Origin of the sequence: Pseudomonas sp. BC42, from assembly GCF_021560055.1 — a bacterium.
In the GTDB taxonomy this organism is placed as follows: Bacteria; Pseudomonadota; Gammaproteobacteria; order Pseudomonadales; family Pseudomonadaceae; genus Aquipseudomonas.
In genome coordinates this window covers 5279996-5305820 of record NZ_CP091067.1, presented here as the reverse complement: position 1 = coordinate 5305820, position 25825 = coordinate 5279996, and the positions used below count along the sequence as shown (strand labels likewise).

Genomic DNA, 25825 nt, shown 5'->3' with positions numbered 1-25825 from the left:
ATTGATGTCTATCTATAACAAGCTCGACCTGACTGGGTGGAAACCCCAGCAGCTGACCCCGGACCAAGTGCGCTTCGCCACCTGGATCGCCTTCTTCGCCTGGGTCTTCGCGGTGTACGACTTCATTCTGTTTGGCACCCTGCTGCCGGAGATCGGCCGGCACTTCGGCTGGGGCGAGGTCGAGCAGGCCGAGATCGCCACCTGGGTGGCGGTGGGCACCGCGGTGGTGGCCCTGGCCATCGGGCCGCTGGTGGACAAGCTGGGGCGGCGCATGGGCATCATTTTCACCGTCAGCGGCTCGGCCATCTGTTCGGCGCTGACCGCCATCGGCGGCGCCTGGGGCAAGTCGCCGCTGATCCTGATCCGCTCCCTGGGCGGCCTGGGTTACGCCGAGGAAACGGTGAACGCCACCTACCTCAGTGAGCTGTACGCGGCGTCCGACGATCCGAAGCTGGCCAAGCGCCGGGGCTTCATCTACAGCCTGGTGCAGGGCGGCTGGCCGGTGGGGGCGCTGATCGCCGCCGGGTTGACCGCGGTGCTGCTGCCGATCATCGGCTGGCAGGGCTGCTTCATCTTTGCCGCGATCCCGGCCATCGTCATCGCGGTCATGGCGCGCAAGCTCAAGGAGAGCCCGCAGTTCCAGATCCACCGGCGCATCAGCCAGTTGCGCAAAAGCGGCTCGGTCAGCGAGGCCCAGGCGGTGGCCCTGACTTACGGCGTGGACTACGACGAGCACAGCAAGGCCGGGCTGGCCGCGGCCTTTCGTGGCCCGGCGCGGCGCGCGACTTTGGTGATCGGCGCGGCGATCCTGCTCAACTGGGCGGCGATCCAGGTGTTCAGCGTGCTGGGCACGTCGGTGATCGTCAGCGTGCACCACATCTCCTTCGAGAACTCGCTGATCATCCTGGTGCTGTCCAACCTGGTGGGCTATTGCGGCTACCTGAGCCACGGCTGGATGGGCGACAAGATCGGCCGGCGCAACGTCATCGGCCTGGGCTGGATGCTTGGCGGCCTGTCGTTCGCCGGGATGCTCTACGGCCCGAGCAACCTGCCGATGGTGGTGGGGCTCTACAGCCTGGGCCTGTTCTTCCTGATCGGCCCGTATTCGGCGGCGCTGTTTTTCATCAGTGAGAGTTTTCCCACCAGCATCCGCGCCACCGGCGGCGCGATCATCCACGCCATGGGCCCGATCGGTGCGGTGGTGGCGGGCTTCGGCGCGACCCAGGTGCTGTCCGCCGGTGGCGACTGGCAGACCTCGGCGTTGTATTTCGGCGCGCTGCCTTGCTTTCTCTCCGGTGCGCTGATGTTCGCCGCGCGCCATGTGCGTCCTGAAACCGTTCAATAAGGAAACTGATCCATGACTCGACAAGTCGCCTTGATCACCGGTGCCGCCAGCGGCATCGGCCAGGCCCTGGCCGTGGCCTATGCGCGCTGCGGCGTGGCGGTGGTGGGCGGGTACTTCCCCGCCGATCCCCATGACCCGCAAACCACCCGCGACCTCGTGGCCGAGGCGGGCGGGCAATGCCTGATGCTGCCCCTGGACGTTACCGACAGCGCCTCGGTGGACGCCCTGGCGGAACAGGCGGCGTCGCACTTTGGCCGTCTCGATTACGCGGTGGCCAATGCCGGCTTGCTGCGCCGTGCGCCGCTGCTGGACATGACCGACCAGGCCTGGAACGCCATGCTCGATGTCGACTTGACCGGAGTCATGCGCACCTTTCGCGCGGCGGTGAGGTACATGGGCGAGGGCGGTGCCCTGGTGGCGATTTCGTCGATTGCCGGCGGCGTCTACGGCTGGCAGGACCACGCCCACTACGCCGCAGCCAAGGCCGGGGTGCCGGGCTTGTGCCGCTCGCTGGCGGTGGAACTGGCGGCCAGGGGCATTCGCTGCAACGCGGTGATCCCGGGGCTGATCGAGACTCCGCAGTCCCTCGACAGCCAGAACTCCCTGGGCCCGGAAGGGCTGGCCAAGGCGGCCAGGGCGATTCCCCTGGGGCGCGTCGGGCGAGCCGATGAAGTGGCGTCGCTGGTGCGTTTTCTCACCAGCGACGAGTCCAGCTACCTGACCGGGCAGAGCATCGTCATCGATGGCGGCCTGACGGTGCGCTGGCCGGATTGAACCCACGGTGTAGCCGCTGCCGAGCCTGCGAGGCTGCGCATCGCTCTAATGCCAAACCTTCAACGTCCTCAAATCAGCCGCGCCCCTTCGGGGGCGTCCAGGGGCTGAGCTTTTTTAAGGAGTGCTGCACATGCAACACCTGCACAACCGCCGCGCCGTGATCACCGGTGCCGGCAGCGGCATCGGCGCCGCTATCGCTCGGGCTTATGCCGTCGCCGGTGCCCGCTTGCTGCTGGCCGACCGCGACCCCGCGCGCCTGGCCGAGAGCGCCCAAGCCTGTCGCGAACTGGGCGCCGAAGTCGTCGAATGCGTGGCCGATGTCGGCAGCGTCGAAGGCGCCCAGGCCGGGGTCGATGCCTGCGTCGAGCATTTCGGCGGCATCGATATCCTGGTCAACAACGCCGGCATGCTGACCCAGGCCCGTTGCGTCGACCTGTCCATCGAGATGTGGAACGACATGCTGCGCGTCGATCTGACCAGCGTCTTCATCGCCAGCCAGCGGGCCTTGCCCCACATGCTGGTGCAGCGCTGGGGGCGGATCATCAACGTCGCCTCGCAGCTGGGGATCAAGGGCGGCGCCGAGCTGACCCACTACGCCGCGGCCAAGGCCGGGGTCATCGGCTTCACCAAGTCCCTGGCTTTGGAAGTGGCCAAGGACAACGTGCTGGTCAATGCCATCGCCCCGGGACCGATCGAGACGCCGCTGGTGGCCGGCATCAGCAGTGCCTGGAAAACCGCCAAGGCCGCCGAACTGCCCCTGGGGCGTTTCGGCCTCGCCGATGAAGTGGCGCCCACCGCGGTGCTGCTGGCCAGCGATCCGGGGGGCAACCTGTTCGTCGGCCAGACCCTGGGCCCGAACTCCGGCGACGTCATGCCATGAAGGAGGGTTGAACATGTGCGGCTTATGCGGGCTGCTGGGCGAAGACGTGCACTGGAGCGATCCGCTGGGGGATGAACTGCCCCGGCGCCGCGAGCGCTTGCGCAGGATCGCCGCGATCAACCGGGTGCTGGCGCCGTTGCGGCTCAAGGTCGAGGACTTCCAGGGCTCGGCCTACTTGCTGCTCGGGGCCACTGGCCGCCAGGAGCTGGCCAGCGGCCTGGAGCAACTCTGGAGCCTGGCCGAGGCCATGCTGGGCCGGCCCCTGGACCCTCTCGACCCTGTGCTTCTCAAACACCTGGAGCAACAGCCATGAGCATGCCCCTGAACGTCATCACCGGGTTTCTCGGCAGTGGCAAGACCACCTTGCTCAATCGTCTGTTGCAGGACCAGAGCCTGGGCGACACGGCGTTGCTGATCAACGAGTTCGGCGATATCGGCATCGACCACCTGCTGGTGCAGGAGGTGGCGCCGGATACCGTGTTGCTGCCCAGCGGCTGTGTCTGCTGTTCGATTCGCGGCGAATTGAAAGAGGCCTTGCTCGGGCTCCTGGCGCGACGCAGCCGCGGCGAGGTCCCGGCCTTTCGCCGGGTGCTGCTGGAAACCACCGGGCTGGCCGACCCGGCCCCGATCCTGGCCACGGTGAACAACGATCCGCAGTTGCGTGGGCGGGTGCACATCGGCTTGCTGGTGACCCTGGTGGATGCCAGCCACGCGGCGTTGCAGGAGCGCCTGCATCCGGAGTGGCTGGCCCAGGTGGCGGCCGCGGACCGCTTGTTGCTGAGCAAGACCGACTGTGTCGACGAGGCGACCCAGGCTGCCTTGCGTGAGCGTCTGCAACGGCTCAACCCCGGGGCGCCGCTGTTGCTGACCCGGCAGATCCAGAGCGGTGACCAGCTGTTGCTGGGCGAGGGGCTGCGCGGGGCGACGGCCGAGCGGGAGGTGGCGCGCTGGCAGTTGCAGCGGCCGTTGACGGTCGCCCCTGCGTCCCATGGCGCGGCGCAGGTGTGCAGCCTGGAGTTCGAGCAAGCGCTGGATTGGGTGGGCTTCGGGGTCTGGTTGTCGATGCTGCTAAGATGCCACGGCGAACGAATTCTGCGGGTGAAAGGATTGCTCAACGTCAACGCCAGCCAGGCCCCCATCGTCATTCATGGCGTGCAGCATTGCCTGCATGCTCCCGTGCATCTGCCACGCTGGCCCAGTGCCGATCATCGTTCGCGGCTGGTGTTTATCCTGCGCGGGCTTGAGCCCGAGCAACTGCGCCATTCCTTCGAGGTGTTCGCCCGCAGCTTCGCCCCGGTCGCCGGGGAGAGTGCCTGATGGTCGCGACGCAACCGGTCACCCTGCGGGTACTGGGCACCTCGGTGACCCTGCTCGAATCCCTGCGGCTGCGTGCCGAACAGGACCTGGGCATTCGCCTGGTGTATCAGGTGCACGATGTGGAACAGGCCCAGCGCATCGCGGTGATGCAGCCGGACAGCTACGACCTCTACGACCAGTGGTTTCACAACGTCGATTTCGTCTGGCCGGCCCAGGCGATCCAACCCATCGATACCCGGCGTATTGCCCTGTGGCACGAGATCAACGACCTGCCCAAGCGCGGACGCTTGTCCCCCAGCGATCGCCTGGGCAGTGGCAGCGTGCCCAGCGAGCGGCTCTACGTGCAGCACGACGGCAGCCTGGGCAGCACGGTCAGCGAGCGCATCAGCATGCTGCCGCTGACCCACAACGCCGACAGTTTTGCCTACCGCCCGGAGCGCCTGCCGGCCGGGTTCAGCAGCGCCAACGAAAGCTGGGGCTGGCTGCTGGAGCCGGCCTGGAGCGGGCGCATCGCCTTGCAGAGCGACGCCGCGATCGGTGCCCTGGATGCCGCCCTGGCAGTGCAGGGCTGTGGCCTGGAGTCGTTCAAGGACATCGGCAACCTGAGCATCGAGGAGATCGACCGGCTGGCACAGATCCTGGTACGCAAGCAGCGCGAAGGGCATTTCGCCGCGTTCTGGTCGGACGACGAAGAAGCCGCGCAACTGATGCTCAGCCCGCGCATCGATATCCAGAGCCTGTGGTCGCCGACCCTGATGCGCCTGCACCGCGCCGGGGTCAAATACCGTCTGGCGGTGCCGCGCGAGGGCTACCGCGCCTGGTTCGGCGGCCTGTCGTTGTCGCGCCATGCCCAGGGCGCGGTGCTGGACGCGGCCTACGCCTATCTCAACTGGTGGCTGTCGGGCTGGCCCGGAGCGGTGATGGCGCGCCAGGGCTACTACATCGGCAACCCGGCGCGTACCCGTGATCACCTGAGCAGCGCCGAGTGGGATTACTGGTACGCCGGCAAGCCGGCCCGGGAGGAGTTGCCGGGCAGCGATGGCGCGCCGCTGATCGAGATCGGCGAGACTCGCGACGGCGGTTCCTACCAGCAGCGCATGGGGCACATCGCGGTGTGGAACTCGGTGATGGACGAGCACAACTACCTGGTGCGGCGCTGGGGCGATTTCCTCCGGGCGGGCCGGGCGGCGGGCCGCGGCAAAGGCTGAGGACTAGAGCCCCAGGCGCGCCAGCTGGCGCAGGTCGGCGATCACCGCCGGGTTGCCGCCTTCCAGCACGTCCAGGCGCATTTGCGCGATCAGCGATTTCAGCAGCTCGGTCTGGGTCATCCGGGTGGCTTGCAGCAGGCGCGCGAGATCCTCGGCCACATAGTGGTTGACCTTCAGCGACAGGCGTTTCATGGCCGGCACGGCCGGCAACTGGCGGGCCTCGGCCTGTTCGGCCAGGTACGCGGCGAAGCCCTCATGCACCTGCTCCAGGGAAGACGCCGGAGGAGCGCTGAAGTAGTAGCTGAAGAACAGTTTGCGCATCTGCACCCCGGCGTCTTCGGCCACCGAGTGCATCGCCGCATCCAGCACATCGAGGTAGACCGCCGGCAGCCGCGCCTCGATGGAGGTCAATGACTGCTTGCGGGCTTCCTTGATCGCCGGCGTCGACTGGGGCGGGATGGCCACCACCGTGGCGCACAGGTCGCAGACCCCCACCAGGACCTCCCGGGCCTGGCCGTTGCCGTCGCTGAAAGGGACGTCGCGGCGGGTGTAGGTGATGCCCACGACCTGTTGGCAATGCTCACAAAGCGCCTTGCCCCGGTCGCCCTGCAGATAGAGTTTCATGGGTTGCCCTCATCGGTGAACGCCGATGAACCAGGTTTCTGGCTCGATAAAGTAGAACTTGATGTACCAGCCCGCCTTCTTCAGCACATGGACGGCAAGGTCCGGGACGCTGTGGTGGGCACTGCAATGGTGGTCGGTGCCCTTGCAGGCGCCGATGACCTCGATCAGTTGGCCCGCCGAAACCTCGCCAGTGGCCAGTAGGTTCTTGGCCTCGATCGAACCGCGCGCGGCATGCAGATAGTTGCCGCTTTGTAGTGCATTGATCAGGTCCCGCCTGACCTTCCTGAAGCCTCTGTCCATGATGCGTTCTCGGTTGTACGACAGTCGTCGTACATAATCAATGGGACGTTGACTGAAAGTGCCCAACGGCCTTTCAGCGGTGTTCAGGGGGGAGTCGATCTTAGCCCGGCAGGCGCGGGCGGCAGGGCCGGGTTAACGGCTTGCAATACATCGGTGATGGCCAACGGCTGGCCTGCTGCGGTGCGTCCGATGCACCGCAGCCAGCGGCCGTCAGAAGAAGCGGGTCACGCTGATCTTGGCGTTGCGTCCGACGCTGTAGGCGTTGTCGCCGCTGAGGGCCGGGCGGTAGTCGCGGTTGAACATGTTATCCAGGGTGAAGTTGACTTCGGTGCCCTTGAGGTAGGCCTGCTGGGGCTTCCAGTTGGCGAACAAGCCCTGCACGTTGTAGCGGTCATTGCCGTACTGGTCCCAGTAGGAGTCGCCCAGGCTGCTGGCCGGGCCACTGGGGTATTTGTCGCTGGGCAGGCGGTCGGTCTGGCGCACCCACTGGCCCTGCCAGCCGACCTGGGCATCCCACTGGGGAATCTTCACTCCCAGGGTCGCCACCCATTTGCGCGGCGGAATGTCCCGGGCCCAGACGTTCGGCCCCCAGGGGTTGGTGTAGGCGCCCTGGTGCTTGCCGGTGATCCACGAGTAGGACAGGGCGCCGAACAGGTAGCTGGAGTCGTAGTAGCTTTCGACTTCGAAGCCCTTGATGGTCAGGTCGCCGATGTTGCGATACACCGACATCGGCGACTCCTTGCACACCTGGGCGATGCTCTTGCCGGTGCTCAGTTGTTCCGCGCAGCCGATCCCGGTGGCCTTGAGGATCTCGTTGCTGATCTTGTTCTGGAACACCGTGGTGCGGATCTGCAGGTTGTCGTTGTCGGCCAGCACCTTGGAGAAGTTGTGGAGGGTCCCCGCGCGCAACGCGGTGATGCGCTCCGGGTCCAGGTTGCGGCTGGTGGCCGAGCGGCTGCTGCCGGGGGCCTGCACTTCGTACTGCTCGTCGATTACCGGAGCGCGCCAGGTCTTGCTGTAGTCGGCGAACAGCGCCAGGTTCGGATTGACGTTCCAGAACGCCGACAGCCGTGGCGACCAGCCGGTGTAGGTCTTGTCGCCGTAGTCATGGCCGTCCTTGGGGTTGGTGCTGTTGTACAGCGGCGCGTCGTTTTCCTGGCCACGGTTGCGCACATGGTCGTAGCGCAGCGACGGGGTCAGGGTGAAGTCCCCCAGGGTCACCGCGTCCTGGATGTAGAAGGCGTTGTTGTCGACCTTGCCATGGGGCATGAACCCCGGCTGGTAGTGGCCGTAGTTGTACTTGGGCACTTCGTAGGTCTTGCCCGGCATCCACATGTCCACCTCGCGGGTGTGTTTGCGGATCTGCGTGCCGAGGGTCAGGGCATGGTCCAGGGAACCGGTGCTGAAGCGGCTGATGTTGGTCACTTCGAGGATCTTGTCCTCGTAGCCCACGGTGATCTTGCGACCGCCGGTGACCGGTTGATAGAAAGCGGTCGGGCCGCGTTCGTCGGTCTGATCGGTCGTGGAATTGGAGTACTGGACCTTGAGATCGATCCAGGGGTTGTCCACCGGCTGGTACTCGTACTTGGTCAGCCAGGTGGTGTCGATGGTGTTGCGCTGGGCCAGGTAGCGCTTGGTGGCGCCGTCGTAGCCGTACTTGTCGATGTTGGCCTTGCTGGGGGGCGCCGGGTAGCTCTTGGCCGAGAAGGGCGCCCAGATGTCGCTGTCGGAGCGCATGTAGCTCAGGCCCAGGCGCTGCTCGTCGGTCAGTTGCATGTTGAACTTGAACAGCTCGCCTTCCAGGTCCTGGGCGGTGTTGGGCTGGCGCTTGGGGTTGATCAGGTATTCATTGCGCGGGTCGGGAACGGAGCTGGCCAGCTTCATGTCGTCGCCGTCGCGCTTGGTCCAGTAGGCCAGGGCATCGAAACGATGATCGTCGGAACGGCCATACACCGCCGAGGTGTAGGCCTGTTGATGGTCGTTGCTGCTGTAGCCGTACTTGACCATGGCGCCGGCGTTGCGCCCGTCCTGCAACAGATCTGGGGCGTCCTTGGTTTCGGTGTGCACGGTGCCGCCGAAACCGCCGTTGCCGGTCTTGGGCGAGTGCGGGCCCTTTTCCACTTCCACCCGCCGGATCAGTTCCGGCTCGATGAAAATCACTCCCTGCTGGTAGCGCTCGAAGCCGCTCTTGGTGGCGCCGTCGACGGTGATCGGCACGTCCTCGGCGTCCCCCAGGCCCCAGATGTTGATGGTCTGGCCGCCGGGTTTCAGCGAGCCGCCGAGGCTGACGCCGGGCAGGGTGTCGATCAGGCTGACCACGTTGTTGGACTGGTGGCGATCGATTTCCGCCTGGTTCAGGGTCGAGCGGCCGACACTGGCGGCGTCGACCTCGGTGCCGTTGCCGATCACGCTCATGGCCCCCAGTTGCAGGGCCGAGCCGCTGCTGACGCTGGTTTCGGCGGGGCGCACGACGTAGGTGTTGTCGACCTTCAGCAGATTGAACGGGCCGCCCTGGAGCAGGCTGCGGATCGCCTCTTCGGGGCTGAAGTCCCCCTGCAGGGCCGGTGCTTTGGCGTTGCGCAGCAATTGCTCATCGAACAGCAGCTGGATCTTCGCCTGCTGGGCGACCTGACTCAGGGACGCGGCCAGGGGCTGCGCCGGCAACTGGAAATGCAACGGCCCGGCCTGGACCTGCAGGCTGAAGGCCAGGCAGGCGGCGAGCAGGGTTGGGCGGGTACGGACTAACGGAACAGGCAAGAACGCGCGAAACATGACATCCCCCAGAGCGGCTTAAAGGCCAGAAAGGCGCTGCGGACAGAGCGCAGACAGGAGGAAGACGCGGCAGTGAAAAAATACCTCATATGCGAATGCAAAATATTCTCATGTATTGCTCAGCGGGCTTCGATCTTCAACTGACCGTCGGCCTGGACCCGGGTTTTCACCGGAATCAGGGCGGGCAGGGCCTTGACCAGGGCATCCGGGTCGTTGACGTCGAGGTTGCCGGACACCTTGTAGGCGCCGATGGAGCCCTCGGCCAGTTGCACCGGCTGCCGCCGATAGAGGTTCAGCTCGTCCACCAGGCTGGCCAGGTCGCGGTTGCGAAAGGCCAGGCGCCCGCTGCGCCAGTCGGCCACTTCGTCGCGGTCCAGGGACTGTTGGCGCAAGGTGCCTTGGTGCAGGTCGTAGACCGCCTGCTGCCGGGCCCCCAGCAGGGTCAGTTCCCCGGGCTTGCCGTCCGGGCTGAACGCCACCTGGCCGTGGGCCACGCTGACCACCAGTTGGCGCTGACCGCGGCGCACGTCAAATGCGGTGCCCACCACCCGGACCTTGGCCGCACCGCTGTGCACCCACAGCGGGCGCTCCTGGTCGGCGGCGACCTCCAGGTACAGCTGGCCCTGTTGCAGGTAGATATCCCGTTGCCGGGCGCTGAAATCCACCTTCACCTGAGTATTGGCATTGACGTAGAGGGTGCTGCCGTCCGGCAGCTTGAAGGCTCGGGCGCCCTGTTCCTGTGCCGCGATCTGCTGCCGGTAAGGCGCCTGGGGTGTCCCCAGGTTGAGCGCCAGCACCGCGCACAGCACCGCGGCCGCCGCTGCCAGGGCCGGCCGCCAGAGCGGCGTCTTGCGCCGAGGGAGCGGCACGGGGCGGTTCAGCTGCTGCAACTGCGCCAGATCGACCCACAACTGCTCGAACTCGGCATAGGCCCGGGCATGGGCCGGTTCACTGATCCAGCTGTCGAACGCTTTGCGCGTGGCCCGGTCCGGATCATTGCGGTTACGGGCGAACCAACTGGCGGCCTGGGCATCGATCTGCTCGCTGTCGAGGTCGTCCTGGGGGCCGGAAAAGCGGGTCATTCAGGCTGCTCCTTGCCATTTTCTCGTTGTAGGTGTTGCTTGCAATGCAGCAGGGCAAAGGCGATGTGTTTCTCCACCATGCTCACGGAAATCCCCATGCGCTCGGCGATCTGCGTCTGGCTCAGCCCCTCGAAGCGGTGCAGCATAAGGGCTTCGCGGCGCCGCGGCGAGAGCTGGGCGAGGACTTCTTTCAATTGTTCCAGGCGTTGCAGGCGCTGGGCGGCGGGCAGTGGCTCGTGCTGTTCGTCGGCCAGGGGCTCAGTGTCCAAGCCTGACTCGGGATGGACCTGGTGATGCACCCTGGAGCGCACCTGCTGGCGCCGCCAATGATCGCGCAGCAGGTTGCGTGCCATCTGGAACAGGAAGGCCCGGGGCTGTTCGACCTGGTCCCGGTCCCGGTAGTCGAGCCATTGGGTGAACACGTCCTGGGTCATGTCCGCCGCGTCGCTGGCGTTGTCCGTGCGTTTGCGCAGGAAATGCAGGATGTCCGCATAGAACCCGCGGACAGAGTCCGCCAGTGCAGAGTCGGGCTTGGAGCGAGACATGGATATCCTTCTTGACGACGCGGTGAGCACAAGGTCGCGAATGATATCGAGAATTATTGCTATTTGTCACTTTGGCAGATTGACGATCAACCGGCACCGCCTACGCGTCCGAAATACCCCTCCTCGCAGGAGCGGGCTTGCAGCGAAGGCGACCTTGCGAGCGATGCCAGGCTTGCGGCCTCTTCGCCGGCAAGCCGGCTCCTACAAGGGGAAGCAGGCCTGTAGGAGCTGGCGTGCCAGCGAAAGCCCCCTCTAAGGCTCAGATCACGAAGAAACCGTGGGTGCCGTCGCGACGCAGTTGCTCCACCAGGCCGAATTCCCAGTCCAGGTAGCCCTGCATGGCTTCTTTCGGGTTGTCGGTGCCTTCATACGGGCGCCGGTAACGGTCGATCCGCGGCGAGGCCAGTTGCTGGCGGCTTTCCTCGACGGGCAGGCCGGCGTCGATCCAGGCCGCGGTGCCGCCGCTGAGCAGGAACACCGGGCGCTGGGTCAGGGCCTGCAACTGGGGCACCACGAAACGCGCCAGCAGGCTGCTGCCGCAGGTCAGGACATAGCGTTCGGGCTGGGGCAACTGGGCCAGGGATTCCTGCAACTGGCTGGGCAGCACCCACCAGGCCCCGGGGATGTGGCGTTGCACGTAGTTGGCGCTGGCAGTGAAATCCAGCACCAGGGTGCCGGGCTGCTCCAGCCAAGCGGCCAGGGTCCGCGGGCTGATTTCTTCGGCCGACGCGGTGTCCGGCAGCGGTGCCTGCCAGGGCCCGCGCACGCTGAAGTCGCTGTCGCGCAGGCCGTCGAGCACCGCCACTTGCCAGCCCATCTGGGCCAGCCAGGAGGCGCTCATGTTGGCCCGTACCCCGTCGTTGTCCACCAGCACCAGGCGCGCACCGCGCACGCTGGCGAAGTGATCGGTTTCCTGCACCAGTTGCCCACCGGGCGTGGAACGGGCGCCGGGCAGGTGGCCGGCGGCGAATTCTTCCGGGGTGCGCACATCGAACAGATAGCTGGTGCGCTTGGGATCGGCTTGCCAGCGCCGCCACTGGGCCAGGTCGATGCGCGCCACATCGGCCCGGTCCGCGACCGCCCGTGCCGCCGTTTGCGCCTCGGCCCGCCGCTCTTCGTCGACCGGCCGGAAGCGCCGAGTCTGGCCGTGCTCGAGTTTCTGTCCGGCCAGGGTCCAGCCGATGGTGCCGTTGCGCAGGGCCGCCACCGGATTGGGAATGCCGGCGTTGACCAGGGATTGGGTGCCGATGATGCTGCGGGTGCGTCCGGCGCAGTTGACCACCACCTGTGTCCGCGGATCGGGGGCCAGCTCGCGCACCCGCAGCACCAACTCGGCGCCGGGCACGCTGGTGCTGCCGGGAATGCTCATGGTCTGGTACTCGTCGAAACGCCGGGCATCGAGCACCACCAGGTCGGCCTGCCGGTCGAGCAGCGCTTGCAGTTCCTCGGCGGCCAGGGACGGGGTATGGCGCTCGGCTTCCACCAGTTCGCCAAAGGACTTGCTCGGTACGTTGACGTCCTTGAACAGCTCGCCACCGGCGGTGCGCCATCCGTCCAGGCCGCCTTCGAGCAGGGCGACGTCGCTGTAGCCCAGTTGCCCCAGGCGGCTCGCGGCGCGCTGGGCCAGCCCTTCGCCCTGGTCATAGAGGGTGATCGGGGTGTCGCGCCGGGGGATGCGCGCATAGGCCTCCAGCTCCAGTTTCGACAGCGGGATATTGGCCGCGAACAGCGGGTGGGCTTCGGCGAAAGGCGCCTCTTCACGCACGTCGATCAGCGCCAGTTCCTGGCGGTCGAGCAGGGCCTGACGGATCTGCGCCGGGCTGCGGGTAGGGAAATCGGTCATTGCGGGGGCTCCTTCGACAAGTCCCAGAGGTTAGGCAGCAAGCGGTTGGAATAACCGGAGATAAAGGGCTTCTCGTGACCTTCGGCGGTGTACACGGCCCGGCGTACCGCGCCGATGTTGGCGCCGTACACGTGGATGCTGATGGACACCCGGTCGGCGTAGGCATTGCTCACCTGATGGATGTCGCCAATGCGTGGCGACACCGCTTCCACTTGCCCCGGCACCAGGCGAATCGGAGCCCCCGCAGGTTGCAGGCGCCCGTCCGCCAGGCGCTCGAAGCCCTGGCTATCCTCGGCGCCGCGGAGCATGCCGATCAGGCCCCAGACCCGGTGATCGTGGATCGGCGTGCGCTGCCCCGGACCCCAGACAAAGCTGACGATGGAAAAGCGCTGGCGCGAGTCGACATGCAGCAGCCATTGCTGATAGTGCTGCGGGTCGGGCTGGGCGAATTCGTCGGGCAGCCAGTCGTCCTGGCTCACCAGGCGCTGCAGCAGGTCGGCGCCTTGCTCCAGTATCCGGGGCTCATCGGGATGGCCGTCCAGCAGCTCGGCCAGGGCGGCGATGAAGTCCCGCAGGCGGGCGAAGTTGGGGGTATCGATAGCGACTGTTGCGGCGTTGTGGGGCATGGGCTCCCTCCGTGGACACAAGGCAAAGGACGCGAACTACACGGGCGAGCTAAAAGGTATTATTCTTATCGAACATTTTTCCAGTCATTTATTATGCGAAAAAAGAATGAAGATAGATGATCTGAACGCGTTCGTGGCGGTGATCCGCTGCCAGACCATCAGCCAGGCGGCCGATGCCCTGCAGTTGACCCAGCCGGCCATCACCCGCCGGGTGCAGAATTTCGAGGAAGCCCTGGGGGTGGAACTGCTGGACCGCAACACCAAGCCGCTCAAGCCCACCAGCATGGGCTTGCGGGTTTACGGCCAGTGCCTGGAAGTGCTGCGCAGCATCGACGCCCTGAACGAGCTGGTGGCCAATGACGGCGCCCCCAGCGGCGCCCTGCGCATCGGTGTGCCGCAGACCATTGGCGACGTGGTGCTGCTGGATGCCCTGAGCCAGCTCAAGAGCCTCTATCCGCAGTTGCAGACCTCGGTAGCCACCGGCTGGGGCAGCCACCTGCTGAACAAGGTCGAGAACGGTGAACTGGACGTGGTGGCCGCGCTGTTTCCCGCCGGCAAGGTATTCCCCGAAGGGGTGGTAGGGCGCTCCCTGGGCAGCATGAATCTGGTGGTGGTGGCGGCCAAGGGCGAGGTGCGCAAACGCTCGTGCAAGCTGGCCGACTGTTACCAGCGCGGCTGGGTGCTGAACCCCGACGGCTGCGGTTTTCGGGCCGGCCTGCAACGAGCGTTGAGCGCCCAGGGCCTGACCTTGCAGATCAACCTGGAAACCTTCGGCACCGAGCTGCAACTGGGGCTGATCGCCAATGGCCTGGGCTACGGTCTGGTGCCGCTGCCGCTGCTGGAGAACAGCAGTCACCGGGACAAACTGGAGATAGTGCCGGTCAGCGACTTCAAGCCGGTGATCGACCTGTGGCTGATCCACCCGCGCTTCCTCGGCAACCTGCAGGAGCCGGTGAGTCTGTTCGGCGAAATGGTCGCCGCTCGCGTCGGCTAGCCACGGGGGCGGCGCCAACCGGCTGCGTAGAAGCTGGCTTGCCCGCGAAGGTGCTGGCAAGGGCGGCACAAGGCTCAACGGCCCTTTCGCCGGCAAGCTGGCGCCTACGGGGTTATCCTTTGTTTGCATATATATCTATTTGATGAATGCATTTTTTGTATATTAAGTTAGAACCAAAACGAATTTCACGGACGTTTTTTATGTAGTTAGCATGGGGCTCGAACGCGCTGAAATAGGGATGTTGAAATGCCTGCGCAAGCCCCGCTCTCCTTGTATGCCCGCTGGACCGAGCGCCCCGGAGTGAAGTTCCTCGGCAATCTGTCGCTGCGCCTGATCAGCCCGCTGTTGCTGCTGTTGCTCTGGGAGCTGGCGTCGCGCAGCGGGCTGTTGCCGGCGCGGATCATCGCCGCCCCCAGCACCATCGGCGGCACCCTGTGGCAGATGCTCGGCAGCGGCGAGCTGGGCGGGCATCTGTGGGTGTCCCTCCAGCGCGCCCTCAGCGGCCTGGCCATCGGCGTCAGCCTGGGCACTGTCCTGGCCCTGGTGGCGGGGCTGTCGCGGCGCGGCGAGATCGCCATCGACTCGCCGATGCAGATGCTGCGCACCCTGCCGTTCCTGGCCATCGTGCCGCTGTTCATTCTCTGGTTCGGCGTGGGCGAGACGCCGAAGATCGCCCTGATTGCCCTGGGCACCACCTTTCCCATCTACCTGACGCTGTTTTCCGGCATCCGCAGCCTGGACCCCAAGCTGCTGGAGGCGGCGACCCTGCTCGGCCTCAAGCGCTGGGAACTGATCGTCCACGTGATCCTGCCCGGAGCCTTGCCGGCGTTCTTCGTCGGCCTGCGCTACGCCTTCGGCATCAGCTGGCTGGGGCTGGTGGTGGTGGAGCAGATCAACGCCAGCGCCGGCATCGGCTACCTGGTCAACGACGCCCGGGACTTCATGCGCACCGATGTGATCGTCATCTGCCTCTTGGTCTACAGCGTGCTCGGCCTGGGCATCGACGGGCTGGTGCGCGGCCTCGAACGTTGCGCCCTGGCCTGGCGCCCGACCTTTATCAGGAACTGACCCATGACTGTGTCATTGCCCCAGCCGGGCCCCGTGCGCGCCGCCGTCGAATGCCGCGGGGTGACCCGACGTTTCGCCGGGCAGGCGGTACTCGACAGCCTGGACCTGAACATCGCGCCGGGGGAGTTCGTCGCCCTGCTGGGCAGTAGCGGTTCGGGCAAGACCACCTTGCTCCGGGCCCTGGCCGGGCTGGAACCCATCGATGAGGGCCGGTTGCAGGTGCCTTCGGCCATGGCCGCGGTGTTCCAGGAGCCACGGCTGATGCCCTGGAAGCGCGTGTGGCGCAACGTTGCCCTGGGCGTGCGTGGGGCTGGGGTCCGCGAGCGGGCCGAGGCGGCGCTGGGCGAGGTCGGGCTGGCCCATCGGTTGGGCGCCTGGCCCGGCACCCTGTCCGGCGGCGAGGCCCAGCGCGTGGCCCTGGCCCGGGCCCTGGTGCGCGAGCCGCAGCTGTTGCTGCTGGATGAACCCTTCGCCGCCCTCGACGCCCTGACCCGGATCCGCATGCATCAACTGATCATCCGCCTGTGGCGGGCGCACACCCCGGCGGTGCTGCTGGTGACTCACGATGTCGACGAGGCGCTGCTGCTGGCCGACCGGGTGCTGGTGCTGGCCAACGGGCAAATCGCCGAACAACTGCCGATCCGCCTGCCGCGTCCGCGTCAGGTGTCCGCCCCGGGGTTCCAGCCGCTGCGTGCGCGGTTGCTGCAACTGCTGGGCGTGGAAACCGAGGCCGAGCCGGCCGTCGACATCTCCCACCCTTTGAGCAGGACTGCCAGCCGATGAGCCTTTCCAGCGTGCAACCGTCTTCGTCCGTGTCCCGTCCCGTCCCTGATCCGGACTCCAGCGAGTTCGCCGACCTGCTGCAGCAGTTGAGCGAGGAGTTCGCCGCCAGTGCGGCCCATTACGATCGCCACAGCGAGTTTCCCCACGCCAACCTGCAGCGCCTGCACCAGCATGGCCTGCTGGCCCTGACCGTGCCCCGGGCCCTGGGCGGCAGCGAGGCGACCCTGGCCCAGGCGCGGCGGGTGATCGGCGCCGTGGCCCGGGGCGAACCTTCCACCGCGCTGGTGCTGGTGATGCAGTACCTGCAGCACACCCGCCTGCAACAGAACAGCGCCTGGCCCCTGCACCTGCGCCAGCGCGTGGCGCGCGAGGCGGTGCAAGAGGGCGCCCTGATCAATGCGCTGCGGGTCGAGCCGGACCTCGGCACCCCGGCCCGGGGCGGCTTGCCGGCCACCCTGGCGCGCCGGGTCGAGGGCGGCTGGCGGCTCAGCGGGCGCAAGATCTACTCCACCGGCATTCCCGGGCTGACCTGGCTGGCGGTCTGGGCTCGCAGCGACGATGCCGAGCCGCAGGTGGGCACCTGGCTGGTGCACCGCGACAGCCCCGGCATCCGCGTCGAGGAAACCTGGGACCACCTGGGCATGCGCGCCACCGGCAGCCACGACGTGATCTTCGATGAAGTGTTTGTGCCCCTGGAGCAGGCGGTGGACATCCAGCCGGCCAACGTTCCGCGCCCCTCGGAGCTGGACAGCAAGGGCGTGCTCTGGCTGGCGGTGCTGCTGTCGGCGATCTACGACGGCGTGGCCCGCGCCGCCCGTGACTGGCTGCTGGGCTGGCTGGCCCAGCGCGCCCCGGCCAACCTCGGCGCGCCGCTGTCGAGCCTGCCGCGTTTCCAGGAGCTGATCGGGCGCATCGACGCCTTGCTGTTGAACAACCGGGTGCTGCTGGATGCCGCCGCCGAAGGGCGGATCGCCCCGGGCGAGGCGACCCAGATCAAGTACCTGGTGACCAGCAACGCCATCAGCGCCGTGGAGCTGGGCATCGAGGCCATCGGCAATCCCGGGCTGGCCCGGGGCAACCCCATCGAGCGGCATTACCGTGATGTGCTGTGCAGCCGGATCCACACCCCGCAGAACGACGCGATCCTTGGCGCCGTGGGCCGCGCCGCCTTTGCCTTGCCCAGCCGGGGAGCCCAGGTGTGACGCGCATTGCCAGCCAGCTCGACGAGGGCTTCAACCAGCAACTGCGCCAGTCGCTGCCAGGCGTCGAGGTGCTGAGCCTGCCCCGAGGGCTGCCCAGTGATCTGCCCGGGGATGTTCAGGTGCTGCTGGCGGCGCCCCATGCCGATTTTCGTGATGCTCCAGAGCCGCCTGCGGGTTGGCCCTTCGGCCTGCGCTTCGTGCAATTGGTGACCTCGGGCCTGGATTATTTCCCCCGTTGGCTGTTCCAGGATCTGCCGGTGGCCAGCGCCCGGGGCAGCACCGCCGAGAGCATTGCCGAGTTTGCCCTGGCGGCGATCTTCGCCGCCGCCAAGCAATTGCCCCAGGTGTGGATCGAGCGCGCCGAACACTGGCAGCCACGGCCGCTGGCCTCGGTGGCCGGCAGCATCCTGGGCCTGTTCGGCTTTGGCAGCATTGCCCGCGAACTGGCGCCCAAGGCCCAGGCCCTGGGCATGCAGGTGCTGGCCCTGCGCCGTTCGGCGCAGCCTTTCGAGGTGCCCGGGGTCGAACCGGTGGCCGACCTGCACCAGCTGTTTGCCCGGGCCGATCACCTGCTGCTGGCGGTGCCCCTGACCGAGCAGACCCGACGCATCATCGATGCCGATGTCCTGGCGTCGGCCAAGCCCGGGCTGCACCTGATCAATATCGCTCGCGGTGCGCTGATCGATCAGCCAGCGCTGTTGCAGGCCCTGGATACGGGGCGCATCGGCCTGGCCAGCCTGGATGTGGCCGACCCCGAACCGCTGCCCGCGGGCCACGCTTTTTATCGCCACCCGGGCATTCGCCTGTCGCCCCACACCTCGGCCAATTCGCCACGGGTCTACCTGAATATCGCCCGCTTGCTGGGGCGCAATCTGCAGCGCTGGAGAGATGGTTTACCCCTGGAAAACCCGGTGGAGATCCAGCGTGGCTACTAACACACGGTTCCAGCCTTGGCCTGCAGCGCTTCGTGTAGCCGCTGCCGCAGGCTGCGCACGGCTCCGCAGGAGACGCAGGGGGCTTGAGGTCGCTGAAGGTTCGGCGGGCGATTGCCAAGCAAGGTCCTGCGGGCCTTTGCGCAGCCTCGCAGGCTCGGCAGCGGTTACAGGGCCCATGTCGGGCCGGGATAGGTGTAGCCGCTGCCGCAGGCTGCGAACGGCCCGAAGGGACGCGAGGTTCTCAAGGTTGCTGCAGGTTTGGCGGGAGATCGCCAAGCAAGGTCCTGCGGGCCTTTGCGCGCAGGGTATCGATGACCACTTCAAGGAGAGCGGACATGACCGCACATTTTCGTCCCGCGGTGTATGACTTGCCCCGCGATGGCCATACGGTGTTTCGCTGGGAGCACCCGCCCCAGCAGGCCACGGTCGAGCTGGAGCGCCGGCAGCGCAAGCAAAGCCTGGCCGCGGCCTTTAGGGTGTTCGCCCGGCTGGGCTTCGACATAGGGGGCGCCGGGCATATCACCGTGCGCGACCCGGGGCGCCCGGACCATTTCTGGGTCAACCCGGTGGGGGTTTATTTCGGCCATGTGCGGGTGTCGGACCTGCTGCTGGTCAACCCCGAAGGCGCGGTGATCGAAGGCGAGGGGGCGCTGAACCTCGCGGCGTTTGCCATTCATGCCGCCTTGCATGAAGCCCATCCCGAAGTGGTGGCCGCGGCCCATGCCCATTCGTTGCACGGCAAGGCCTGGTCGAGCCTGGGCCGCCTGCTGGACCCGCTGACCCAGGACGCCTGCGCCTTTTACGAGAAGCACGGGCTGTTCGACAACTTCTCCGGGGTGGTGCTGGAGGCCAGCGAAGGCGCGCGGATCGCCGCCGCGCTGCAGGGGCACAAGGCGCTGATCCTGCAGAACCATGGCCTGCTGACCGTGGGCGAAACCGTCGAGGCGGCGGTGTGGCGCTTCATCGCCATGGACAACGCCGCCCAGGCCCAGCTGCTGGCGGAAGCCGCCGGCACCCCGCGACTCATCCCTCACGAGGTGGCGCGCCACACCGCGCGCCAGGTCGGCACCGAGTTCGGCGGCTGGTTCAGCTTCCAGCCTTACCGCGAGCGGATCGTGCGTGAAGAACCGGATTTTCTCGATTAAGGACCCTTGCCCATGCAGCGTCGTCATTTTCTCCAACTCTCGGCCCTGGCCGGCCTGGCCGCCGCCTTGCCGCGCCTGGGCCTGGGGGCCGCCGTGGACCTATCCGGGGTCACCCTGAATGTCGCCACCTACAAGGGTGCGGCGCCGAGCTTCTTTGCCGAGGCGGGCATCGAGCCGCCGCCCTACAAGGTCAGGTACGCCGAGTTCACCGGCGGCAACCTGAGCTTCGAGGCCCTGGTCAGCGGCACCCTGGACATCTCGCCGATGAGCGAGATCCCGCCGATCTTCGGCATCAAGAACCACGCCCCGGTGAAGCTGATCGCGGTGCTCACCGGCGACGTCAATAATCAGGCCTTCATCGTGCCCAAGGGCTCTGCGGTGCAGTCGGTGGCCGAGCTCAAGGGCAAGCGCATCGGCTACATCCGCTCCACCAGCTCGCACTACTTTCTGCTCAAGGCACTGAAGGAACAGGGCCTGGGTTTTGCCGACATCGTGCCCATGGCGCTGACCCCGCAAGACGGTTTCGCCGCCTTCCAGAACGGCGCCCTGGATGCCTGGGTCAGCTTCGGCTACTTCATCCAACTGGCGGAACTGCGGGCCGGGGCCCGGGTGCTGAAGACCGGCCAGGGCTACCTGTCCGGCAACTACGTGATCGCCGCCAACCAGAACAGCATTGCCGACCCGCTCAAGCACGCGGCGATCACCGACTACATCCTGCGCGAATACCGCGCCTGGCAATGGATCGCCAGCCATCCCGAGGAATGGGCCACCAAGAGCGCCAAGATTCTTGGCATGCCCCGGGAAGTGTTCCTGGCCCAATACCGCGCCCAGAGCGGCCCACGACTGTTGCAACCGGTGGACGACGCGGCGGTGAAATCCCAGCAGGACGTGGCCGACCTGTTTTTCGAAGCCGGCGTCCTGCCCCAGCAGCTGGATGTTTCCGGGCTGTGGGACCGCAGCTTCCACTGGTCATGACCCCTTGTAGGAGCCGGCTTGCCGGCGAATAGGCCCTTGAGCCTTGCAACGATCTTGGGGCCGCTTTCGCTGGCAAGCCAGCTCCTACAGGTACACGCCCATGCTGATATTTGCGTAGGAGCCCATGTTGATATTTGCGTGGGAGCCGGCTTGCCGGCGAATAGGCCCTTGAGCCTTGCAACGATCTCGGTGCCGCCTTCGCTGGCAAGCCAGCTCCTACAGGTACACGCCCATGTTGATATTTCCGTGGGAACGGGCTTGCCGGCGAATAGGCCCTTGAGCCTTGCAACGATCTCGGGGCCCCTTTCGCTGGCAAGCCAGCTCCTACAGGTTCACGCCCATGTTGATATTTGCGTGGGAGTCGGCTTGCCGGCGAATAGGCCCTCGAGCCTTGCGACGATCTCGGGGCCGCTTTCGCTGGCAAGCCAGCTCTTACGGTCCGATGGGGCGATTTCTTTGATTGGCCAGGAGGCCCGATGTTTTCTCGAACCTTGCTGTGCCTGGCGCTGGTCAGCCCCTGGGCGCTGGCCGCCAGCCCGGCGCAATCCTTGCACCAGCGCCTGACGGTGCTCGACAGTCACCTCGATACCCCGATGCAACTGGCCCGCCCCGGCTGGGACATCACCCAGCGCCATGCCTACCGGGACGACCTGTCCCAGGTCGATCTGCCACGGATGAAAGAGGGCGGGCTGGACGGCGGCTTCTGGGCCATCTTCACCCCCCAGGGCCCGCTCAATGCCGAAGGCCGGACCCTGGCCAGCGAACATGGGCTGGCGGTGCTGGCGCGGATCCGCGACCTGATCGCCGCCCACCCCGATGATTTCGCCCTGGCCCTGCAGGCCAGCGATGTTCCGGCCATCGTCGCCCGTGGCCAGCGAGTGGTCTTCATCAGCATGGAGAACGCCGAGCCCCTGGCCGCCGATCCGGCCCGCTTGCACACCTATTACCGCCAGGGCCTGCGCATGCTCGGCCTGGTGCACTCGGCCAACAACGATTTCGCCGACTCCGCCACCGCCCTACCGCAGTGGCACGGCCTGAGCCCGGCGGGGCGCGAACTGGTGGCCGAGGCCAATCGCCTGGGCATCCTGCTGGACGTGTCCCATGCCTCGGACCAGGTATTCGACCAGGTCCTGGCCCTGTCCACGGCGCCGATCATTGCCTCGCATTCCAGCAGCCGGGCGATCACCGCCCATCCGCGCAACCTGGATGACCAGCGCCTGCGCCAGCTGGCGGCCAGGGGCGGAGTGGTGCAGGTCAACAGCTTCCCCAGCGACCTGATCAACCACGCGCCCAACCCCGAGCGCGACAAGGCCCTGGGGCCGCTGTACCGCGAGTTTCGCCTGGCGGCGAGCCTGAGCCCCAGGCAGGTGGCGGACCTGGCCGAGCGCATTCGCCAGGTCGAGGCGCGTTACCCGCAGCCCAGGGCCAGCCTGGACGACTACATGCGCCACCTGCTGCACATCCTGGACGTGGTGGGGCCGGACCATGTGGGCATCGGTGCCGACTGGGATGGCGGTGGCGGGGTGCAGGGGCTGGAGGATGTGACGCAGCTGGCGCGAATCACCGAACGCCTGCTGGCGGCGGGGTACAGCGAAGCGGATCTGGTGAAGATCTGGGGTGGGAATCTGCTGCGGGTGCTGGATGCGGCGCAGGCCGCTAGCGCTGGTTAGGAGGCTGACTGTTTCAGGCCAGATGAAAGGCTTGTCTGATTCGCCAAATCATCTGTTGCAGGCTTTCTGTCAGCCCTATGGCGGCAGGATCTACGGCTTGTTCGGCCAGTTGCCGCAGGAACTGCTGCAGGTCTTCAGCTATTGGGCCGGGCAGGTGGGTTGAGTGGGGAGCAAGCAGGACCGAGAGGCTCAAGACATCGTTACGGTGTTTGCGAATGTTCCTGCTGTCGATCTGCTCCCCCTTGCCCTGGCGCTCGGTCAGGTTCAGCCAGGCATGGGCCTTGAGGGGAATCAGCCGGTCCGCCCCGATGTGGGTGATAGCGTCGATCTGCTGCATGCCTGCGAGTAAAAAGTCGTAGTACTGGTCGTTGAGCAAGATGGTCGAAAGGCTTGAGACGGCCTCGTCGACAGGAATAGGACTCAAGGTCGCGCCCTCGGCCAGATCGATGCCTTCCGGGCTGCGTGAGAACAGTTCGATCTGTACAGGGAAGCGGGTATCGGCCGGAGCCATGAAGCGATAGAAAATCGGCCTTTGGTCATTGCGTTGCTTGATCTGATAACCGCCGGCTCGTATGAACTCCCAGAACCGAGCGACAAACGAAGGGTCCAGCGCTTCGATGATCAGGACGATGTCCAGGTCTCGGGTAGCTCTGAACGCCTGGCCGGCTTCTTCCATGCTCAGGTAGGCGGCCACGCCTCCGATCATCACGTAGCGGTCGGCGTAGTCGGTGAAGTACTCACGGAAGCGGTCCAGCCCCCTTACCATTTCAAGTCTCCTTCCACTTGGCTCAAGCCGATCTGGATCCTTTCATCCTTGCTGTCCTGCAAGCTCAGGAGCAGCGAGAAAGGATCGACACAGCCATCCTTTGTCCGAGCATAGACGGTGGGTTCGTAGGACCAGATCTGCAATGCGCAGACGGCGTCCTCGGGGGCAACTTCGCTCAGCGCCGGGCAGTCCTTCAGGAGCGTGGCCAGGGTTTCACTGGAGCAGGCGTAAACCGGCAGCCGGGGTTCCATCAGCAGGCTGTGCTCGTGCAGCGCCGACTCGCCTGCCAATAGCAGTGGCGTGTGATTCAAGTGCGGGATCTGGTTCAGCCACAGGGTCTTTTTCAAGGGGGAGCGCATGTGCTTCCTGGCGTCTTCCCAGAGTTGATGCGACGAAACCTGGATCTCGATATGGGCTTGCCGGTCGTTGTGTACCACGATCAAACCCAGATCTTTCAGCTCTTTGACGGCGCGGGAAACGGTCATCTTGGAGTACTTGAACGGGTAGCCCAGCGTCGATTGGGACAACTGCAACGAGGGCGGCGAGGGATTCATCAACAGGTGGATCAGCATGGCCTGGGTGGCCGGACTCATGAGCGTGATTTTTTCCTGTCGAGCGCGGAAGTACTCCCGCAGATCAAGCCCCAGTTCGGGGATGAACAGCTGGTTGCCGGGGACGATGAACTGCACGCCCTTGTCAATCAGGCGCTTGCGCTCATAGGAGGCCAGGGCCTCGGCCACGAAGATCAGGGGGGCCTGGGTCAGCTTGCGCAGCGTATCCATGTGCTTTTTCACGTCCGGCAAGCTGGCCGCTTGCTGCGGGTTCTCCAGCAAGACCACGCAGGCTTGTCCGAGCAGGGTCATGTGCAGGAGGCAATAGTGGCTGTTGAGGTAGTAGGGAAGGTTGGGGGCTTGATCCCAGGCGCTGAAGCTTGGGGTATCGCCGAGCACCGTCTCGATGTAGGAGGCGAGCGCAGGCAGTTGGGGAGCCCTGTGCTGGAGTTCGGGGTTCATGGTCGGTGTCCTTTTAACATGATTTAAGAACGGTAACATTTAAAATGTTACTGTTCAATAAATACGTTACAAACGGTTTTTCCCGGTGTAGACCCGCGGGCCGAGGTGGATTGTCCTGCGACTGGCTAGTCACTGTTGTTCATGCGTCTTGTGCAGTATTTGCGTGTCTGAATATGAAACAAAGTAATATTTGCATATGCTTAAAATGTATTTCTCTTATTAAATGAGCGCCCCTAGGATGGCTTCCCATAGACCCAAGTGACTGCATAAGTCCGCGGGCTATAACCGAACGCACTATCCATTCGCAGCAGGGAGCGCTGGCATGCCACTGACCAGAAGACAATTGATCGCCCGTATCGCCGCTGTCGGCGGGGTCCAGGCGGCGAGCGCGGTCATGGGCCTGTTCGGCGGCTCGGGCAATGCCGAGGCCTTCGAGGAGAACTATGCATCGCTGCCCACAGCCGCCGTGGGCAAGGGCGCTTCGGTGGTGGTGATCGGCGCCGGGATCGGTGGCCTGGTCAGCGCCTATGAGCTGAACAAGGCCGGGTTCAAGGTCACGCTGCTGGAAGCCCGGGACCGGGTCGGCGGGCGCAATTGGACGGTGCGCGGCGGCGATCGGGTTGAGTACAGCGACGGCAGTGTGCAGGTCGCCGAGTTCGACGACGGCTTCTACCTCAATGCCGGGGCCGGCCGCCTGCCCAGCCATCACCAGTTGATGCTCGGCTACTGCCGCGAGCTGGGGGTGGAGTTGGAGGTGTTGGTCAACACCAGCCGCAATGCCCTGGTGCGGCCGGACCTGAATCAGCCGGCGTTGCAGATCCGTCAGGCGGTCAACGACAGCCGCGGGCATTTTTCCGAACTGCTGGCCAAGGCGGTCAATCGGCATGCCCTGGACCAGGAGTTGACGGCTGCCGATCGCAGCAACCTGCTGAGCTTTCTGAAAACCTGGGGCGACCTTTCCGACAAGCTCGAATACCTGGGCTCGGCGCGCTCGGGCTACAAGGTCTGGCCCGGCGCCGGTGACCAGCTGGCGCAGAAGAACGACCCGCTGCCGTTGCAGACCCTGCTCAACCCGGCGCTGACCACGGCGCTGATGATCGATGAATACCCGGAATTCTCGCCCACCATGTTCCAGCCGGTGGGTGGCATGGATCGCATCCCCCAGGCGTTTGCCCGGCGTCTGCAAGGGCAGTTGCGGCTGCACAGCGAGGTGCGTTCCATCACCAACCGGGCCGACGGTGCCGAGGTGGTCTACCTGGATCGCCGCAGCGGCCGCACCCAGAGCCTCAAGGCCGACTACGTGATCAGCTCCCTGCCCTTGCCGCTGCTGGCCAAGGTCGAGAACAACTTCAGCGCCCCGGTGCGTCGGGCCATCGGCGCGGTGCAGTTCGGTTACGCCAACAAGGTGGCCTGGCAGTCGCGGCGCTTTTGGGAAAGCCAGTACCAGATCTACGGCGGGCTGTCGTTCATCAACCAGGAGGCTTCCGGGCTGTGGTACCCCAGCGGTGGTTTCAACCAGGCCGAGGGGGTGCTGGTGGCGGCCTACAACAACGGTGAAACCGCGCGACGCTTCGGGGAGAAAAGCCTGGCCCAGCAGATCGAGATTTCCCGTCAGGCGGTGGAGTTGCTGCACCCCGGCCACAGCCATGAACTGCGCAAGCCGCTGGTGATTGCCTGGGGCAAGATCCCCTACAACTTCGGCCCCTGGATCAGTCATGAAGTGGCCGAGCCGGACTACAGCCTGCTCAACCAGCCCCAGGGCCGGGTCTACCTGACCAGCGATGGCCTGGCCCACAGCGGCGTGGGCATCTGGCAGGAAGCCGCTGCCGGCGCGGCGCGGCGCGTGGTGCGCCACCTTTTTCAACGGGCGCAAGGCTCGTCGCTACAGCAAACGGCCTGAAAAAGCCTAACACTCATAAAACAGCAGTCACCCATTGCCGGGTAGCGGACCTCCGAGG

At 65.9% G+C, this 25825-nt stretch carries 24 protein-coding genes; 15 read left to right on the top strand and 9 right to left on the bottom strand.

Going from position 1 to position 25825, the window contains the following annotated elements; all coding sequences use genetic code 11:
- The first annotated feature begins 4 nt into the window (after nucleotides 1-4).
- The 6 genes from L1O02_RS23920 to L1O02_RS23895 all read left to right on the top strand — a co-directional run bounded on the left by L1O02_RS23920 (nucleotide 5) and on the right by L1O02_RS23895 (nucleotide 5524).
- Nucleotides 5-1345, top strand: coding sequence for an MFS transporter (locus L1O02_RS23920; protein ID WP_235758852.1), 1341 nt, complete (start codon nucleotides 5-7; stop codon nucleotides 1343-1345).
- Between the two features lie 12 nt (nucleotides 1346-1357).
- A complete protein-coding gene (locus L1O02_RS23915) occupies nucleotides 1358-2119 on the top strand; it encodes an SDR family NAD(P)-dependent oxidoreductase (RefSeq protein ID WP_060837916.1) in 762 nt (253 codons plus the stop codon).
- A gap of 130 nt (nucleotides 2120-2249) precedes the next feature.
- Complete coding sequence (locus L1O02_RS23910; RefSeq protein WP_060837917.1) at nucleotides 2250-2999, top strand: SDR family NAD(P)-dependent oxidoreductase; 750 nt, start codon at nucleotides 2250-2252, stop codon at nucleotides 2997-2999.
- A 13-nt stretch (nucleotides 3000-3012) separates the two neighbouring features.
- Complete coding sequence (locus L1O02_RS23905) at nucleotides 3013-3312, top strand: hypothetical protein (protein WP_060837918.1); 300 nt, start codon at nucleotides 3013-3015, stop codon at nucleotides 3310-3312.
- The gene (locus L1O02_RS23900; protein ID WP_235758850.1) at nucleotides 3309-4316 is read left to right on the top strand and encodes a GTP-binding protein; all 1008 of its coding nucleotides are present in this window, start codon (nucleotides 3309-3311) and stop codon (nucleotides 4314-4316) included. Before L1O02_RS23905 ends, L1O02_RS23900 begins: the two co-directional genes overlap by 4 nt.
- Entirely contained in the window at nucleotides 4316-5524 is a 1209-nt protein-coding gene (locus tag L1O02_RS23895) for an extracellular solute-binding protein (protein ID WP_129405470.1), read from the top strand. Before L1O02_RS23900 ends, L1O02_RS23895 begins: the two co-directional genes overlap by 1 nt.
- A gap of 3 nt (nucleotides 5525-5527) precedes the next feature.
- On the opposite strand, the gene L1O02_RS23890 is transcribed toward L1O02_RS23895, so the two are convergent.
- The 7 genes from L1O02_RS23890 to L1O02_RS23860 all read right to left on the bottom strand — a co-directional run bounded on the left by L1O02_RS23890 (nucleotide 5528) and on the right by L1O02_RS23860 (nucleotide 13316).
- Complete coding sequence (locus L1O02_RS23890) at nucleotides 5528-6148, bottom strand: hypothetical protein (RefSeq protein ID WP_060842687.1); 621 nt, start codon at nucleotides 6146-6148, stop codon at nucleotides 5528-5530.
- A gap of 9 nt (nucleotides 6149-6157) precedes the next feature.
- Entirely contained in the window at nucleotides 6158-6448 is a 291-nt protein-coding gene (locus L1O02_RS23885; RefSeq protein WP_235758848.1) for a hypothetical protein, read from the bottom strand.
- 210 nt (nucleotides 6449-6658) lie between these two features.
- Entirely contained in the window at nucleotides 6659-9220 is a 2562-nt protein-coding gene (locus tag L1O02_RS23880) for a TonB-dependent receptor (protein WP_129405473.1), read from the bottom strand.
- Nucleotides 9221-9339: 119 nt separating this feature from the next.
- Nucleotides 9340-10302, bottom strand: coding sequence for a FecR domain-containing protein (locus tag L1O02_RS23875; RefSeq protein WP_060837924.1), 963 nt, complete (start codon nucleotides 10300-10302; stop codon nucleotides 9340-9342).
- Nucleotides 10299-10847: an RNA polymerase sigma factor gene (locus L1O02_RS23870; protein ID WP_060837925.1), complete on the bottom strand. Its 549-nt coding sequence runs from the start codon at nucleotides 10845-10847 to the stop codon at nucleotides 10299-10301. Before L1O02_RS23870 ends, L1O02_RS23875 begins: the two co-directional genes overlap by 4 nt.
- A gap of 259 nt (nucleotides 10848-11106) precedes the next feature.
- Complete coding sequence (locus L1O02_RS23865) at nucleotides 11107-12690, bottom strand: rhodanese-related sulfurtransferase (protein ID WP_060837926.1); 1584 nt, start codon at nucleotides 12688-12690, stop codon at nucleotides 11107-11109.
- Complete coding sequence (locus L1O02_RS23860) at nucleotides 12687-13316, bottom strand: cysteine dioxygenase (protein ID WP_060842691.1); 630 nt, start codon at nucleotides 13314-13316, stop codon at nucleotides 12687-12689. Before L1O02_RS23860 ends, L1O02_RS23865 begins: the two co-directional genes overlap by 4 nt.
- A 106-nt stretch (nucleotides 13317-13422) precedes the next feature.
- On the opposite strand from L1O02_RS23860, the gene L1O02_RS23855 reads away from it, so the two are divergent.
- The 8 genes from L1O02_RS23855 (at nucleotide 13423) to L1O02_RS23820 (ending at nucleotide 22088) form a co-directional block, all read left to right on the top strand.
- Nucleotides 13423-14310 carry a LysR family transcriptional regulator gene (locus L1O02_RS23855; protein WP_060837928.1) on the top strand — a complete coding sequence of 296 codons (888 nt, stop codon included), beginning with the start codon at nucleotides 13423-13425 and terminating at the stop codon, nucleotides 14308-14310.
- Between the two features lie 246 nt (nucleotides 14311-14556).
- Entirely contained in the window at nucleotides 14557-15378 is an 822-nt protein-coding gene (locus tag L1O02_RS23850; protein ID WP_060842692.1) for an ABC transporter permease, read from the top strand.
- A gap of 3 nt (nucleotides 15379-15381) precedes the next feature.
- Complete coding sequence (locus L1O02_RS23845; RefSeq protein WP_115581763.1) at nucleotides 15382-16161, top strand: ABC transporter ATP-binding protein; 780 nt, start codon at nucleotides 15382-15384, stop codon at nucleotides 16159-16161.
- Nucleotides 16158-17363: an acyl-CoA dehydrogenase family protein gene (locus tag L1O02_RS23840; protein WP_235758847.1), complete on the top strand. Its 1206-nt coding sequence runs from the start codon at nucleotides 16158-16160 to the stop codon at nucleotides 17361-17363. The genes L1O02_RS23845 and L1O02_RS23840 overlap by 4 nt, the downstream gene beginning before the upstream one ends.
- Nucleotides 17360-18298: a D-isomer specific 2-hydroxyacid dehydrogenase family protein gene (locus L1O02_RS23835; RefSeq protein ID WP_235758845.1), complete on the top strand. Its 939-nt coding sequence runs from the start codon at nucleotides 17360-17362 to the stop codon at nucleotides 18296-18298. Before L1O02_RS23840 ends, L1O02_RS23835 begins: the two co-directional genes overlap by 4 nt.
- A 335-nt stretch (nucleotides 18299-18633) precedes the next feature.
- Nucleotides 18634-19443, top strand: coding sequence for a class II aldolase/adducin family protein (locus L1O02_RS23830; RefSeq protein ID WP_108544625.1), 810 nt, complete (start codon nucleotides 18634-18636; stop codon nucleotides 19441-19443).
- Nucleotides 19444-19455: 12 nt separating this feature from the next.
- Nucleotides 19456-20418 (top strand): ABC transporter substrate-binding protein, encoded by a 963-nt coding sequence (locus tag L1O02_RS23825; RefSeq protein ID WP_060837934.1) that lies wholly within the window; start codon nucleotides 19456-19458, stop codon nucleotides 20416-20418.
- Nucleotides 20419-20894: 476 nt separating this feature from the next.
- Nucleotides 20895-22088 (top strand): dipeptidase, encoded by a 1194-nt coding sequence (locus L1O02_RS23820; RefSeq protein WP_108544626.1) that lies wholly within the window; start codon nucleotides 20895-20897, stop codon nucleotides 22086-22088.
- 13 nt (nucleotides 22089-22101) lie between these two features.
- Here the strand turns inward: L1O02_RS23820 and L1O02_RS23815 are convergent, their stop codons facing one another.
- Together L1O02_RS23815 and L1O02_RS23810 are read right to left on the bottom strand one after the other, a co-directional pair.
- Nucleotides 22102-22854 (bottom strand): hypothetical protein, encoded by a 753-nt coding sequence (locus L1O02_RS23815; protein ID WP_108544628.1) that lies wholly within the window; start codon nucleotides 22852-22854, stop codon nucleotides 22102-22104.
- Nucleotides 22848-23867, bottom strand: coding sequence for a MarR family transcriptional regulator (locus tag L1O02_RS23810; protein WP_108544630.1), 1020 nt, complete (start codon nucleotides 23865-23867; stop codon nucleotides 22848-22850). The genes L1O02_RS23815 and L1O02_RS23810 overlap by 7 nt, the downstream gene beginning before the upstream one ends.
- Before the next feature lie 322 nt (nucleotides 23868-24189).
- Here L1O02_RS23810 and L1O02_RS23805 point away from each other — a divergent pair, with 322 nt between their 5' ends.
- Nucleotides 24190-25767, top strand: a complete 1578-nt coding sequence (locus L1O02_RS23805) for an FAD-dependent oxidoreductase (protein WP_060837937.1) — start codon at nucleotides 24190-24192, stop codon at nucleotides 25765-25767.
- Nucleotides 25768-25825 lie beyond the last annotated feature (58 nt).

What these genes read in the sequence shown, in the direction of transcription:
- L1O02_RS23920 (WP_235758852.1), top strand. Translation starts at nt 5, where the DNA reads ATGTCTATCTATAACAAGCTCGACCTGACTGGGTGGAAACCCCAGCAG.
- L1O02_RS23915 (WP_060837916.1), top strand. Translation starts at nt 1,358, where the DNA reads ATGACTCGACAAGTCGCCTTGATCACCGGTGCCGCCAGCGGCATCGGC.
- L1O02_RS23910 (WP_060837917.1), top strand. Translation starts at nt 2,250, where the DNA reads ATGCAACACCTGCACAACCGCCGCGCCGTGATCACCGGTGCCGGCAGC.
- L1O02_RS23905 (WP_060837918.1), top strand. Translation starts at nt 3,013, where the DNA reads ATGTGCGGCTTATGCGGGCTGCTGGGCGAAGACGTGCACTGGAGCGAT.
- L1O02_RS23900 (WP_235758850.1), top strand. Translation starts at nt 3,309, where the DNA reads ATGAGCATGCCCCTGAACGTCATCACCGGGTTTCTCGGCAGTGGCAAG.
- L1O02_RS23895 (WP_129405470.1), top strand. Translation starts at nt 4,316, where the DNA reads ATGGTCGCGACGCAACCGGTCACCCTGCGGGTACTGGGCACCTCGGTG.
- L1O02_RS23890 (WP_060842687.1), bottom strand. Translation starts at nt 6,148, where the DNA reads ATGAAACTCTATCTGCAGGGCGACCGGGGCAAGGCGCTTTGTGAGCAT.
- L1O02_RS23885 (WP_235758848.1), bottom strand. Translation starts at nt 6,448, where the DNA reads ATGGACAGAGGCTTCAGGAAGGTCAGGCGGGACCTGATCAATGCACTA.
- L1O02_RS23880 (WP_129405473.1), bottom strand. Translation starts at nt 9,220, where the DNA reads ATGTTTCGCGCGTTCTTGCCTGTTCCGTTAGTCCGTACCCGCCCAACC.
- L1O02_RS23875 (WP_060837924.1), bottom strand. Translation starts at nt 10,302, where the DNA reads ATGACCCGCTTTTCCGGCCCCCAGGACGACCTCGACAGCGAGCAGATC.
- L1O02_RS23870 (WP_060837925.1), bottom strand. Translation starts at nt 10,847, where the DNA reads ATGTCTCGCTCCAAGCCCGACTCTGCACTGGCGGACTCTGTCCGCGGG.
- L1O02_RS23865 (WP_060837926.1), bottom strand. Translation starts at nt 12,690, where the DNA reads ATGACCGATTTCCCTACCCGCAGCCCGGCGCAGATCCGTCAGGCCCTG.
- L1O02_RS23860 (WP_060842691.1), bottom strand. Translation starts at nt 13,316, where the DNA reads ATGCCCCACAACGCCGCAACAGTCGCTATCGATACCCCCAACTTCGCC.
- L1O02_RS23855 (WP_060837928.1), top strand. Translation starts at nt 13,423, where the DNA reads ATGAAGATAGATGATCTGAACGCGTTCGTGGCGGTGATCCGCTGCCAG.
- L1O02_RS23850 (WP_060842692.1), top strand. Translation starts at nt 14,557, where the DNA reads ATGCCTGCGCAAGCCCCGCTCTCCTTGTATGCCCGCTGGACCGAGCGC.
- L1O02_RS23845 (WP_115581763.1), top strand. Translation starts at nt 15,382, where the DNA reads ATGACTGTGTCATTGCCCCAGCCGGGCCCCGTGCGCGCCGCCGTCGAA.
- L1O02_RS23840 (WP_235758847.1), top strand. Translation starts at nt 16,158, where the DNA reads ATGAGCCTTTCCAGCGTGCAACCGTCTTCGTCCGTGTCCCGTCCCGTC.
- L1O02_RS23830 (WP_108544625.1), top strand. Translation starts at nt 18,634, where the DNA reads ATGACCGCACATTTTCGTCCCGCGGTGTATGACTTGCCCCGCGATGGC.
- L1O02_RS23825 (WP_060837934.1), top strand. Translation starts at nt 19,456, where the DNA reads ATGCAGCGTCGTCATTTTCTCCAACTCTCGGCCCTGGCCGGCCTGGCC.
- L1O02_RS23820 (WP_108544626.1), top strand. Translation starts at nt 20,895, where the DNA reads ATGTTTTCTCGAACCTTGCTGTGCCTGGCGCTGGTCAGCCCCTGGGCG.
- L1O02_RS23815 (WP_108544628.1), bottom strand. Translation starts at nt 22,854, where the DNA reads ATGGTAAGGGGGCTGGACCGCTTCCGTGAGTACTTCACCGACTACGCC.
- L1O02_RS23810 (WP_108544630.1), bottom strand. Translation starts at nt 23,867, where the DNA reads ATGAACCCCGAACTCCAGCACAGGGCTCCCCAACTGCCTGCGCTCGCC.
- L1O02_RS23805 (WP_060837937.1), top strand. Translation starts at nt 24,190, where the DNA reads ATGCCACTGACCAGAAGACAATTGATCGCCCGTATCGCCGCTGTCGGC.